The sequence below is a fragment of the Chitinophaga japonensis genome, from assembly GCF_007830125.1.
Lineage (GTDB): Bacteria > Bacteroidota > Bacteroidia > Chitinophagales > Chitinophagaceae > Chitinophaga > Chitinophaga japonensis.
This window is the reverse complement of the sequence record NZ_VLLG01000003.1, coordinates 1,475,972-1,488,687: the sequence shown is the minus strand read 5'-3', so window position 1 is coordinate 1,488,687 and position 12,716 is coordinate 1,475,972. Positions and strand designations below refer to the sequence as shown.

The following is a 12,716-nucleotide window of genomic DNA, read 5'->3' as shown; positions in this document are numbered from 1 at the left end:
ACCCTCTTGCTCATATGAAAAACGGTCACTCACAAAAATCCTCCTCCGTGCCTGCGCAACCCGCTGCAAATACCAGCGAGAGGGAACGTGGCATTGCATTGCCTGCCGTTACTGCTGTTGCTGATCAATCACCCCCTGAACAAGCAGAAACAGGTGATGCCGTAGGGCCCTTGCAATATAAAGCAACAGGGGAAGCGCCTCCGGTTGGTGATCCAGGCAATTATCGTCCAGCCAGCTATGCAGGTGCATCTATGCCTGGAAAATTCATTGCGCAGAAAAGAGAAGAAGAAAGTGGCGCATCAGCACCCACACCATTTGTACCACAAAAAGAAGGCAGTGGTAATTTACCCGGAGATTTAAAAAAGGGGATTGAATCTATATCTGGCTTCGCAATGGATGACGTAAAGGTGCATTATAATTCTGATAAACCTGCACAATTACAAGCCCTGGCCTATGCGCAGGGAACAAATATTCACCTTGCTCCCGGCCAGGAACAACATTTACCGCATGAAGCATGGCATGTTGTTCAGCAGAAGCAGGGAAGAGTACAGGCAACCATGCAAATGAAATCAGGTGTTGGGATGAATGATGATCCTGCACTTGAGAGGGAAGCTGACATAATGGGCACGCAGGCCTTGCTAACTACGGAGGCGCCTGCTCAAAGAAAGATGGCGGTGCTTAGTTCACAACAACCTGTACAGCGGATGTATGCAGCGTTGTCCCCCACCGGTAAAGCACGGGTAGATCAGCAGGCAGAAGAGAAGTATGCGGCGAAGGCACTTGAGTTCGAAGCAAAAATGGCCCCTCTAATTATGGACGACGCGCACGTGCATAATATCGTCGATATCATCCTGGGGATGGTCAAGGACATTGTAGATGCCTGGGCAAAAAATACGGCCCAATCTAAGGCGGCAACCTATGAAAGCGAATTTGGGTGGCCTCCGGGCGATGGTTATTACGGCGCATTTGATATGACAGCTACGAACATTAAAAGAGTATTCTCAGATAAAGGACTGCCACTGCGTACGAAGCTTAAACTGGTTTATAATGCAGTAAGAAATAACAATCTGTCCAAATGGATGAAAGTTGCGGCCATACAACTGGACAGGGAAGCAAAGGGGCAAACGCGCAGGTCCTGGAATATAAAATCAGATGCGCATAAAGTACAGCACCGTCCAAGCGGGCCAACAGTAGTTAAAACAACAACGGAAAGTAGTGTGGCGCCGGATTTCGCAGAGGATTCCGGATTAAAGAAGGCTCTTACCCCGATGGAAATAACTGAGTTTGCTCAAATTGCCAACAGGGAACGTGTAACCTCCGGTTTTTTTACCAAACGCGATGTGTTTACTGATACCCCCAGTGATATTGTAAAGTGGGCGCCGGCAACGAGCAAAGCCAACAGAGAACGCGAAGGTGGAGGAAGCGCGGGATTGGCAATCAACGAACAACGTACATTGACGATAAATGATCTACCTGATTTGACCGATGAGGAAGTTGATCTTGTTTTAAAACGACGGGGCAATATTGCACCCGATAATGCCGCCCGCACCGCTTATAAGGCAGACCCCGCCACCAAGGTGCCATGGTCGCAGGGTGGTGAGTTTTTCAACATCAAATTAGGTTCGGAAAGCGCGCGCGAAGCAGCTACAATTAATGCCCGCCTGGAGGCCGGTATTTCCGGATCTACAGACCTGATGCTGCATGCAGCAAAAAACCTGGGTGTTAAAAATCTTTCGATGCTGAAAACTTTACGCCTCGGCCTTGCGGGCTGGATGATGGCCAACAGGGATCATAGCTTTTATGAAGTATTTAAAGCGGCAGAGAGTTATGGGCTTCCTTTCATCATTGACCGTGCTAACCCTGGTATGGAGTACGAGGATAACGGGAACTTATTCCCGATGAAAAAAGATGATTTTGCAGGTTTACTGGCTGATGATGGCGTGTTGACAAACGTGTACCCGAAGGATTATTTATCTATGACCTGGAAAAATTATCTCGCGGGCATCCTGCCAAATCCGGCACAAACTCAAGCTGATCTTAAGAATACTATATCAGCCCAGGGGATTTCTGCTGTGCCACAAGGAGTGATGACCGAAAGGGATACCGCACATTTAAACAGGCTGGGCGAAGTAACCGCCGCACAGACCATTAACGGTGCGGATAAACCCGCATTAAAACAGCAAGCCGTACGCCGGATAAAACTGCATACATCTTATATCCATCTTGGTAATACTTTTGGTGAAGCGCATGCGGAATCACTTCTTAACACGTTGCTCTTGCATCATCATCCAGGTAAAGGGCTGATCAAAGATGAACAGAGAGCCATCCTTGAAAAAGCAGATATTCCGAAAGTAATTCTTGATTTTGCCACGCCAGTTCAACTGACGGCGCTTGAAGCTGTGAGGGCCGCCGTACAGGCTGCCGTTCCTACGGCACCCGGCACTTTGGCGATGGGCGGCATTGATGCGGCATTAATGACATTAACTATTGGCGCCACACAAAAAGCCCAGGTCAAAGCAGCACTTATCAGGCGCTATCATGGGGATGCCTACTTACCCGGTGGTGTTGGTGGTGCCGGGGCTACCGAAGCCGACAGGCTCAACCGGATAAGCCAGCTTGAACAAATTGCACAAATGGAAAAAACAAGCGGCACCTGGTATACGTGGAACTCAAGAGATGATCATCTAAGTAAAATTGCTTCCCCCTCCCTGCGCGATGCCACTTCCAATGTTCCAAGCACACAGGGGCCCGGCCTGTATATTGGCAGAAAAGTCACCACGTCATCCGGCTATGGAGCGGCCCCTGGAAAAAGGGTGATGGTGGTAAAAATGCAATCCGTTCCAACTATTAATATATTAAATGCGGCACAGAAAGAAAGACTGAGATTACTCGCCGGCGGGGTAATGGGCGATGCCCTGGATGTTGCCGGAGCATACAGCCAGCATCACAGGGGCGAGTTTTTAATGATCTACGGCGCGGGTAACTTTGGGAGGTTAACTACCAATAAAGGGGTACGTTTAACGATCGATTTAAAAGAAGCACCGGTAGCCGACTTACGGGCGGAATTTCACACTACCAAATGGTCCGGTCATTCAAAGCAAAATTTCATCGACCAGGCAGGTGAGTCAAATTTAAGTTTAGCAGGTTGGTAAAGCGGATATCTATATATTAAAAAGGTAAAAAATGAATGATCTAGGCAATACAATACTCGAATATTTCCAGGAAAAGGGATGGCCCTTACAGCAACATGAAACCGAACCTGTTTACCGGTTCAATTATGAAACGAAAAATGCTTCCTGGGCGTGTTTTATAAGAATTAATGAGCACCTGAAACAAATAATATGCGTGTCTGTATTGCCAGACAAAATACCTGCGGATAAACATATGATCATGTCTGAGTTTATTACCAGGGCTAATTGGGGCCTTAACATAGGCAATTTCGAATTTGATTTTGAAGATGGCGAACTCAGGTATAAAACAAGTCTGGATGTAAGCAAGAGTGATTTTACAACTGGTTTGCTGGATCCCTTGATTATGGCGAACCTTGTTGTGATGGACGATTATTTACCTGGAATTAAGGCAATTCTTGCAGGTCTGCAAACACCGGAAGATGCCGTAAAATCAGTTAGGGCTGACATTGATAAATTTGATTTCAGGTTTTGATTTTTTTGCAGTCGGGAGGGTGTTTTTTCCCTGGGACAACATTAATGCATCCCTGCCGTGGGCTGCCAGTTAGAAGGATACATTCACAAAAATCCTAAAAAGAGAAAAGCCCTGCCTGTACAAATTCCGAACTTATTCCCGCAAGATTTAAGGATGCTGGCGGCTTTATTGGATAAAATGATTATCCGCTTTCTTATACCAGGAGCTAGTGTTCGCATGCATAGACTTTGCGGTCTCCGCGCTACTTTGCGGGCTTTGCGTCCCAGGAATATCTTTTGGACGCAAAGATCGCCAAGAAGCGCTAAGGACGCAGAGATGGTAGAAATTAGGTATAAGAAAGCGGATAATCATTTTGGATAATTTGTAATAGCCACTATTTGATCGAACAATTGATTGCTGACTGTTACTTGTTTATCTTACAACGTAACATTATAGAATCATATCTTTAGGCCCTTAAGAATGTCAAACTTCACCTTTGCAGAAAATTCTGAAGGCCACGCCTGGCTATGATCACATTTTGACACGAATAGCAGCATCTCTCACATACCGTACATACAACCCAAATTGTTTATCCAGCGCGCATCTCATGACAGTTTTATTGTCAATATGCACACCACGACCCCAGATAGCCATTTGATCATTTCGGGAGTCCCTGATATCAGTTTCTGTTGCACTTGTCATGTAAGTAAACTCACCCATTCCTGTAAAGCGGCCATCCCTACCTCGATATCCACCCAAAAGTATCCCGGTACCGGAATGGGTATTACCTGTGTTCCACACCGAATCGTTTCTGAACAAAACACCGGCTTTATCTTTACCCAGGAAATCTTCAAGTGTTATCCAGTCATCCTGCGTAGCAACATGCCAACCAACGGGCGCTAGTCCTCTTTCATCGTTCACCGCAAACCAATTGTACATACGACCATAATTTCTGACTTCACCCGTGTCGCTCTGGTAATAGCACCATGCCGGTGTGCCTTCGCGTCCCGCTTTTTCCCATTCCCCGGCAGACCTTGCATGCGGAATCGTGTCTCCATTTCGAAACGTCAGCACGTCCGTGTTAGTCGCCGACCATACCTGGTTTCCAATAGACACACCTGTAATATTTTCTCCATTGCCCTCTCCTTGGCTATACAGGGGTTGGTTCCGAAATAATAGAAAGCAAACTAATACAAATAGCGTACGTCTCATATAAGAAAGCTTTTAGTAAAGGCAAGTACAATAGGATAGCGATACAAATTATACATATTTTTGACAGTTTATTATCTCCTTCTGTGGCAGGTGATTTGTAAGATTAAGTTTAAACCAGAGCCACAGCGTCGTATTATTAAATCTTAGCTTTAACAGATAATTAGAGAACCGTACTCCCAACAAACCTGCTGAAACTATTGCTGGCCCTCTTTACTTTTAAAGTCCGTGATGGTCTTTCCATCATAACGATACACCCCGCCTACAGATCCAAACCAAATACTTCCATCGTTAGCTTCCAAAAGTCCCAAAAAAGCCGGTGGCCCTGACATGATTTCGGTTACAGTGGGCATTTTACTGTACAGGTACTTTGCATCATAACGTGAAAGCGCCCAGACCTCGCGGTTTACAGCACCAGTAGTCCAGATATTTCCCTTTTTATCTTCGATTATAGCATAAGCACCCCTCTGCGACACCTTAGTAAAGGTGCTGCCGTCATAACGCCAAAGACCTTCATTGTCACCGAACCAAATACTTCCTTTTTTATCTTCGATTATTGACCAAACGTTTTTAAACGCTTTGCCATCTTTGTTTTTTAAAACGGTAAATGTTTTTCCATCATAAAAACAAGGCCCGTCCCCTGTGGCAATCCATAATTTCCCGGTTCTGTCTTCCATGATAGTCCTACCACCACTATGGGGCAGTCCGTCTTTAGTTGTAAAATTTTGAAAGGATTCCCCATCGTAGCGGGTTAGTCCACTTCCGCCGAACCAAATATTACCGGCTTTATCTTCATAAATAGACATCACCAAATTATTGGCGAGAGCATCCCTGGTTGTGAAATGATGAAAGGTTTTCCCATTGTAATGATAAACTCCGGAATCAGTGGAAGCGAACCAAAGGTTTCCGCGTCGATCTTCGAGAACATCCCAGAATCTGTGCGAACCTACTTTACTACTCGTGAGATTAGTAAACGATTTTCCATCGTAGCGAAAAACGCCACTCCATGTTGCAGCAATCAAAATGTCTCCGTTTCTGTCTTGCTTTACATTCCGGACCTGACTCATAGGCACCCTGGAGGTAGCCAACTCTTTAAGTTGAGACTCGGAGTAGCCATTGTGTTCTTTACTGAAATTATCTTGTGGCACGTTTGTTCGGTTTTGTCCACAGGAGGAGTGAAAAACAAACACCAGGAACAAAGCATATACGTGTGTGTATTTCATGATTCATTTACTCAGCAACCGCCTTTGCGAGGGGCACGTTTATAAATTATTTTACTATCTCGCTCTACATAGTCGCCTGATACTATTGGATATGAATACTTGGGCGCGTGCGATACGCTATGGCTTCTTATAATTATCTTGTCGTTAACTTTCAGGCTACGCAATTGCTCAAGTTGAGACTTTTCCGGCTCAAATTTTACAATATAATCGACGCCATCAATCCTGGCCATCACACCGAAACCTAATCTTGATCCTGGCGGAAGTGAAAGAGAGGTTACAACAGCCTCCATATTGGTAAAAGCACTTATATGCTTCCTTATTTTAGCAGCCCCGGCAAGCACTTTTTTACCTTCGGGAGACGCTTTCCATTCTTTGTACTTTATACCAGCAGGGGTAGCCTCCCATTTTTTCAATTCGGCTTCCCTTTCAGCAGCAGAAAGTGGCTTTGGGGTTGATCTTTTAGAAGTGTCATTTTTGATTTCGTGATTAGCAAATACCAGTCCGCTTACCACAACCAGCGGTAAGATCAGCGCATAAATAACTTTTTTCATATTTTTTTGGGGTTTAATTAACATAGATCTATCTCCTGATAAATCGGATCCGTTGAAGGCATTTTTCTTATTTTTCATATCTTATAAAATTGATTTCAACGAAATTAACTTGCTATTTTTCAGCCTGGAAATCAGGATTGTAAATAAAAATGTAATCTTTGTAAATAAATTGTAAAACAGTATGTCTGATAGCCAAAACCTCCTCTCCGGGAAACGCAAATACCTGTTCGGGCTGTTATTACTTTTGTTTATCTCTGTAATATGTGTGGCTTTCAGCATAAGAGATATTGATGATTTTGATATCTCCAGGAGAGAAGTTTTGCTCCGCAGAATAGGACATGAACTACTTTTACAGTCGGGTGACAGTACATCACGGGTACTTCCGGTGGAAAAACTCAGTGACAATGAATACCAGGTAAGGTTTGAGAAAAAACTTACTTTTCAACCCGACTCCCTGGTAAGTACTACCCGGCGTTTGTTGGCCAAAGACCCGTTCGTAAGTGATTATGTTGTTAACGTACTTAACTGTGCCAATGCCAGTGTAGCTTATGGATATGCTATATCAAAAAATAAGAAGGATGATATTGTAACCTGTTTAGGAAGAAGGCAACCCGTAGCATGTTACATTATCAACATTAAATTTAAACCGCCCGGTGTCACTGCCACAAAGAATAAATATTTGCTGGGAGGAGGCTTGTTATGTTTGGCAGTTGTCGGTTTTATCTTTTTCAGGTCTGTTAAACCGCGGGGAGTTTTATCTGTGGATGATCAGCATACGGACATGATCACTTTGGGAGCAGTGTTATTCGATTCGAAGAACCGGAAGCTGGTACTGGACGGCACAACAACAGACCTGACCGAAACTGAAACCCGTGTACTCAGTATTTTCGCAAAGTCTCAAAACGAGATAATTGAGAGAAGCAGGCTACAAAAAGAGATATGGGAAGATGAAGGGGTTATTGTGGGACGTAGCCTGGATATGTTCATATCAAAGCTCAGGAAAAAATTGGAACCTGATCCGAATATCAAAATTGTGGTTATACGTGGAAAAGGATATAAGCTTGAAATTAGCTCTTAAGAGACATAGGTGAACGTCCATACATCTAGTAATTATAATTCAACCGATATGCTTTGGCCGCCTCCTCCAATTCCTCTTGGATGTTTGTATCGTAGGAAAAGTTCTGGATCTGCCATTCCTTATTCGGCTTGTACAATACAAATGTAAATCTTAGTGGCTGACGTTCATATTTCACTAAATAGCTCTTCAGCACATAACTTTCACCCACCTTTTTTTCTGTAATAAGTTCATATCCAAAGTAGTCGCCCAGGCTACTCAAAAGATCACCGAACTTAATTTTAATTGTCTGGATTTGAGTCTTGTTGTCTTTCATCCATTTGTTGCTTATGAATAGATCTTCATAAGCTCCAGTTGGATTTTTTTCATAGGCCTTAAAAAAAGTCTCTGTGATTGTTTCGTTTACGGTGGTTTGTCCACAAGCCATTTTTGTTGCCAATACCAGTATCGTTGTTACTAAAAGTGTGTTCAAATACTTCATTTCAGATGATTTTAATATCCGGGCATTAACTTAAGTGTATATGGTCCATCCCGGGAAAGGCCTGGAACAGATTATTCAATTCATCTACTTTTGCTTTATATTCTTCATGGGTTAACGCGTCCACATTGTTAAGCCATAAAAGGTTCTGATATTGTTGCTCATATGGCAACATGGTAGTTAAGTGCCCGTATTTTTCCACAAGGTAACTCTTTCTCTTCTCCTTAATATGCTCAATGAAATGCAAAAGTTCCGACTTTGAAGGTTTATCAATTAGAAAGGCAATGGCGTTTGAATTATCATTCTTCGCCAGATAGCATACACGCTTAAAAGTAAAAAGATAAGTGAGCGCGCAAAGCACGGCTGCTACCAAATAAAACAGGTAAGCGTTATCTTCCACTTCCCCTCCCTCCAGTTCTTCCACAAACAGGAGAGCGGCAATACCCGTAAGAAAAAAACCAGCAATTAGCCACGCTATATTTCCTGATTTTGACTTTATTATCTTTACGCCCACATCCTCGAACCTGACATAATATTCGCTGCTATCAAGCAGGTGCTTACTACGGACGGATAATCCATCTGACGTGATATCAAACCACTTTTTATTGAACAGGAAGCCCCTTTGTTCCAGTGTATTTTTTGTCATCTCGCAGTCTTCCAGGTAATCGGGTTAATTATTCTCATAACAACAAAGCCTGCTCTTGTAGCAGGCTTTACAAAAAAAGGTAAAATTGTAGTCGGGATGACTGGATTCGAACCAGCGGCCTCTTCGTCCCGAACGAAGCGCGCTACCGGGCTGCGCTACATCCCGTCCTTAAGGGATTGCAAATGTAAGAAGGTTTTTTTATTTATTACCAATTTTTCATTCATATATTATATTTTAATAATAAATAATCATGGCCGGCCGCACTGCCTGCCTGGCTATTTCTATATTTGCATTAATACTAAAAAAATGACCATAGCTCCTCCCGCTACCTTACTCCGCCAATTCAACGATACCATCACACAATGGATCGCATACCTGGACGCTTATACGCTGGACATGCTGCAACGGCAGCCGCAGCCCGGCTCCTGGTCCATGGGACAGGTGTACGTGCATATTATAGGGGATACGGCCTGGTTTGCAGACCAGATGGAAGCCTGCCTGTTAAACAATATCAACAGCGAACAGGAAATGCACGAACATGCTAAAGCCATCTTCCGGAACAACCGCTTCCCCGACGGGCCGCTGGAAAACCCGGCCAATGCCGGCATGCCGCAACCGCAAAGCCGGGAAGCACTGCTGCAGGGCCTGACCGCCATCCACGAAAAAGTGAACCGCCTGTACGCAAGGTTTGATTTCTCCGCCGCCACCGGCAAAACCGAACACCCCGGGTTCCGCTTTTTTAATGCGGCAGAATGGCTGCAGTTCGCGGAAATGCATATGCGCCACCATCAAAGGCAAAAACAACGGATTGATGATGCGCTTTTTGCGCGCTAGCCGCAAGAAGTTATGCACATCCCCCGCTTGTATTGTTTAATTCAGTAAATTTATTTTCCTGCGTTAATCATCAACCAAGACACCGTCGCTCAGCGGAAACATGCATATTTATTGTTTTACCCTAAAAAGGTAGTAATACATGTCCGACCCTTTACACATGGCAGGCAATATGGTAGCCTGTGACAAACAGGAAGCGGAAACGGAAGAGCATTGGCTGGCAAGCGACCTGGAAGCGCTGTTGACCTCCCTGGATGATATTGTATTCGAGCTGAACGAGGAAAAGATCTTTACACGCGTATGGTGTAATGATGATTCCCTCTTGTTTACGCCGCGGGAGCAGATCATCGGCCGCAGCCTACACGCCGTATTAGGCCCGCAGAGCACCGTTTTTTCGTCCCTTATGGACGAGCTGCTGGAAACAGGCATTCCACAGGAACTGGAATACCCGGACCACCGACCGGAAGTAAACAAATGGTTCCGCCTGCGCATCTCCCTCATCAAACGCGGATGGCATTACAGCGGACGCTGCATCATGGTGGTCATCAAGGATATCACGCATTATAAGAATGCCCAGCAGGAACTGATCAATGCCAAAGAAGCCGCGGAAAAAGCCGCCAGGGCCCGCTCCGAGTTCCTCTCCGTTATGAGCCACGAGATACGCACACCCCTCAACGGCATCATCGGCATTGCCAACCTCCTGGAAGAAACCAGCCAGCACGCCTCGCTGGTGCACAGCCTCAAATACTCCGCGCAGCACCTGCTGACGCTGATCAACGACATACTCGATTTCAGTAAAATAGAAGCCGGCAAGGTAGAGCTGGAACATATCCCCCTCGATCTCAAAACCCTGATCCAGGACATAGAAAGCAATTACCAGCCCCTGGCCAAGTCCAAGCATATCCGGCTCTATACCTCCATCGACCCGGACCTCCCTCCTGCCCTCTGCGGCGACCCGGTACGGCTGGGACAGATACTGAACAACCTGATCAATAACGCTATCAAATTCACCCACAGCGGCGGCGTTTTCATTGAAGCCCACCTGCTAAGCCAGGACAGCGGCACCGCTACCGTGCAGTTCTGTGTCAGGGACACCGGCATCGGCATCGAGAAAGCCATGCAGGACCGGATATTCGAAAGCTTTGTGCAGGCGCAGCATGCCACCACCACCCGCCAGCATGGCGGCACCGGGCTGGGGCTGGCCATCACCAAAAGCCTGGTGGAGCTGCATAACAGCCACATTACCGTGGAAAGCGAGCCGGGGCAGGGCACCGCTTTCCGCTTCGATATCACCTTCCACCTGCTGCGCACAGCCGGCAAACCCTGTCCGCCCTACCACCAGCCGGAATTACAGGACTGGCTGAAACATAAGCAGCTACTGATAGTGGAAGACAATTCTATCAACGCCATGGTGCTGGGCTACCAGCTACAAAGAACAGGCGCCGCCACCATTACCGCCACCAATGGCAAGGAAGCGGTTGAAAAAATGCAGCAGCACCATTTTGACGGCATCATACTGGACCTGCATATGCCGGAAATGGATGGCTACGACACCATTCCCTTCATTAAAAAAATACAACCGCACGCCTTCATCATTGCGCTTACCGCCGACGTGATCCCCGAAGTAAAGGAAAAGCTGCAGCACCTGCAGGTAAACGCGATCCTGCACAAACCCTACGACGCTTCCGCGCTGTACCGGATACTGTGCAGGCTGGCAGGTATCACAAACTAACAAACTATCTGCTACCTTTGCCCCTTCAACGATCATTACACCTATGTCTGAAACATTAAGTGAACGCGATCTGCGGGTGATATGGCATCCGTACACGCAAATGCAGACAGCGCCGCCCCCCGTGGGGATTGTACGCGGCGCAGGCGCATTACTGTTTGACGAAGCCGGCAACAGCTACCTGGACGCTACCTCCAGTTGGTGGGTAAACATACACGGGCATGCCCATCCGCACATCGCCCAACAACTGGCGGCACAGGCCATGGAGCTGCAGCACTGCATCTTTGCCGGCTACACCCACGCTCCTGCCGTAAACCTGGCGGAAAGGCTGCTGCCCATACTGCCCGGCCGGCAAAGCCGGGTGTTCTATTCCGACAATGGCTCCACCGCCGTGGAAGTGGCGCTGAAAATGGCCCTGCAGTACTGGCATAACCAGGGCAGCACCCGGCATAAGATACTGGCCTTTCACCACGCCTATCACGGGGATACGTTCGGGGCCATGAGCGTGAGCAGCCGCAGCGTTTTTACCGCTCCTTTTAACGACCTGCTGTTTGAAGTGCATTTCATAGACACGCCCGCAGCGGATAATATCCCGGCGCTGCAAGCCGCTATACAGGCGCTGCAGCCGGATACCATTGCGGCCATCATATTTGAGCCGCTGGTGCAGGGCGCGGGGGGCATGCGTATGTATGAAGCCGCCGCACTGGAACAGTTGCTGCAATACTGCCGCCAGCAAGGTATCCTGCTGATAGCCGACGAGATCATGACAGGCTTTGGCAGAACCGGGAAAAACTTTGCTATGGAAAACGTGTCCACCGGACCGGATATGATCTGCCTCTCCAAAGGGCTTACCGGCGGCAGCATGGCGCTGGGCGTTACTACCTGTACCGCCGCCATCTACGATGCCTTCCTCTCGGACGATAAGCTGAAAACGCTCTTCCACGGCCACTCCTTTACGGCCAACCCGCTGGCCTGCAGCGTAGCGCTGGCCAGCCTGGACCTGTTCCTGGACCCGGCCTGTGCGCAGCACCGGGAACGGATACACGTGCAGCACAAACAATTTGCGCAACGGCTGTCTGAGTATAAAACGGTGAAGAATATACGGCTGCAGGGCACCATACTGGCTTTTGAAATGGTAACGCCGGGGCAGGATAGCTATACCAACCAACTGGCGGATCTACTGCACCGTTTTTTCCGGGAAAGAAGGATCATGCTGCGGCCATTGGGGAACACGCTGTACATTATGCCGCCGTATTGTATTACAGATGAGGAGCTGGGGCAGGTATATGAGAGCATTATTGAATGTGTTAATGTACTGATGTGCTGATTCGC

General features: G+C 46.8%; 11 protein-coding genes and 1 tRNA gene. 6 read left to right on the top strand and 6 right to left on the bottom strand.

Annotation, left to right across the window (positions count from 1 at the left end):
- Positions 1-14 precede the first annotated feature (14 nt).
- Both LX66_RS15100 and LX66_RS15095 read left to right on the top strand, forming a co-directional pair.
- Complete coding sequence (locus LX66_RS15100; RefSeq protein WP_244620409.1) at positions 15-3,152, top strand: eCIS core domain-containing protein; 3,138 nt, start codon at positions 15-17, stop codon at positions 3,150-3,152.
- Positions 3,153-3,183: 31 nt separating this feature from the next.
- Positions 3,184-3,663 carry a YbjN domain-containing protein gene (locus LX66_RS15095; RefSeq protein ID WP_145714926.1) on the top strand — a complete coding sequence of 160 codons (480 nt, stop codon included), beginning with the start codon at positions 3,184-3,186 and terminating at the stop codon, positions 3,661-3,663.
- Positions 3,664-4,173: 510 nt separating this feature from the next.
- On the opposite strand, the gene LX66_RS15090 is transcribed toward LX66_RS15095, so the two are convergent.
- The 3 genes from LX66_RS15090 to LX66_RS15080 form a co-directional block, all read right to left on the bottom strand.
- Positions 4,174-4,854 carry a fibrobacter succinogenes major paralogous domain-containing protein gene (locus LX66_RS15090; protein ID WP_145714924.1) on the bottom strand — a complete coding sequence of 227 codons (681 nt, stop codon included), beginning with the start codon at positions 4,852-4,854 and terminating at the stop codon, positions 4,174-4,176.
- Between the two features lie 194 nt (positions 4,855-5,048).
- The gene (locus LX66_RS15085; protein WP_244620408.1) at positions 5,049-5,999 is read right to left on the bottom strand and encodes a ligand-binding sensor domain-containing protein; all 951 of its coding nucleotides are present in this window, start codon (positions 5,997-5,999) and stop codon (positions 5,049-5,051) included.
- Between the two features lie 86 nt (positions 6,000-6,085).
- Positions 6,086-6,703 (bottom strand): hypothetical protein, encoded by a 618-nt coding sequence (locus tag LX66_RS15080; RefSeq protein WP_244620407.1) that lies wholly within the window; start codon positions 6,701-6,703, stop codon positions 6,086-6,088.
- A gap of 103 nt (positions 6,704-6,806) precedes the next feature.
- Here LX66_RS15080 and LX66_RS15075 point away from each other — a divergent pair, with 103 nt between their 5' ends.
- Complete coding sequence (locus LX66_RS15075; protein ID WP_145714920.1) at positions 6,807-7,703, top strand: helix-turn-helix domain-containing protein; 897 nt, start codon at positions 6,807-6,809, stop codon at positions 7,701-7,703.
- Positions 7,704-7,728: 25 nt separating this feature from the next.
- Here LX66_RS15075 and LX66_RS15070 read toward each other — a convergent pair whose 3' ends face one another.
- The 3 genes from LX66_RS15070 to LX66_RS15060 form a co-directional block, all read right to left on the bottom strand.
- Positions 7,729-8,181, bottom strand: coding sequence for a hypothetical protein (locus tag LX66_RS15070; protein WP_211366228.1), 453 nt, complete (start codon positions 8,179-8,181; stop codon positions 7,729-7,731).
- Positions 8,182-8,206: 25 nt separating this feature from the next.
- Positions 8,207-8,824, bottom strand: a complete 618-nt coding sequence (locus LX66_RS15065; protein WP_145714919.1) for a hypothetical protein — start codon at positions 8,822-8,824, stop codon at positions 8,207-8,209.
- Between the two features lie 91 nt (positions 8,825-8,915).
- Positions 8,916-8,989, bottom strand: a tRNA-Pro gene (locus LX66_RS15060).
- A gap of 141 nt (positions 8,990-9,130) precedes the next feature.
- Here LX66_RS15060 and LX66_RS15055 point away from each other — a divergent pair.
- From LX66_RS15055 to bioA, 3 genes are all read left to right on the top strand, one after another.
- On the top strand, positions 9,131-9,658 hold the full coding sequence (locus LX66_RS15055) for a DinB family protein (RefSeq protein ID WP_145714917.1): 528 nt from the start codon (positions 9,131-9,133) through the stop codon (positions 9,656-9,658).
- A 139-nt stretch (positions 9,659-9,797) separates the two neighbouring features.
- Positions 9,798-11,387, top strand: a complete 1,590-nt coding sequence (locus LX66_RS15050; RefSeq protein ID WP_145714915.1) for a PAS domain-containing hybrid sensor histidine kinase/response regulator — start codon at positions 9,798-9,800, stop codon at positions 11,385-11,387.
- A gap of 43 nt (positions 11,388-11,430) precedes the next feature.
- Positions 11,431-12,711 carry an adenosylmethionine--8-amino-7-oxononanoate transaminase gene (bioA, locus tag LX66_RS15045; RefSeq protein ID WP_145714913.1) on the top strand — a complete coding sequence of 427 codons (1,281 nt, stop codon included), beginning with the start codon at positions 11,431-11,433 and terminating at the stop codon, positions 12,709-12,711.
- The last annotated feature ends 5 nt before the right edge of the window (positions 12,712-12,716 follow it).

Excerpts from the sequence above, each read along its gene's own strand:
- LX66_RS15095 (WP_145714926.1), top strand. The coding sequence starts at position 3,184 with ATGAATGATCTAGGCAATACAATACTCGAATATTTCCAGGAAAAGGGA.
- LX66_RS15070 (WP_211366228.1), bottom strand. The coding sequence starts at position 8,181 with ATGAAGTATTTGAACACACTTTTAGTAACAACGATACTGGTATTGGCA.
- LX66_RS15050 (WP_145714915.1), top strand. The coding sequence starts at position 9,798 with ATGTCCGACCCTTTACACATGGCAGGCAATATGGTAGCCTGTGACAAA.
- LX66_RS15055 (WP_145714917.1), top strand. The coding sequence starts at position 9,131 with ATGACCATAGCTCCTCCCGCTACCTTACTCCGCCAATTCAACGATACC.
- LX66_RS15090 (WP_145714924.1), bottom strand. The coding sequence starts at position 4,854 with ATGAGACGTACGCTATTTGTATTAGTTTGCTTTCTATTATTTCGGAAC.
- LX66_RS15075 (WP_145714920.1), top strand. The coding sequence starts at position 6,807 with ATGTCTGATAGCCAAAACCTCCTCTCCGGGAAACGCAAATACCTGTTC.
- LX66_RS15100 (WP_244620409.1), top strand. The coding sequence starts at position 15 with ATGAAAAACGGTCACTCACAAAAATCCTCCTCCGTGCCTGCGCAACCC.
- LX66_RS15080 (WP_244620407.1), bottom strand. The coding sequence starts at position 6,703 with ATGAAAAATAAGAAAAATGCCTTCAACGGATCCGATTTATCAGGAGAT.
- bioA (WP_145714913.1), top strand. The coding sequence starts at position 11,431 with ATGTCTGAAACATTAAGTGAACGCGATCTGCGGGTGATATGGCATCCG.
- LX66_RS15065 (WP_145714919.1), bottom strand. The coding sequence starts at position 8,824 with ATGACAAAAAATACACTGGAACAAAGGGGCTTCCTGTTCAATAAAAAG.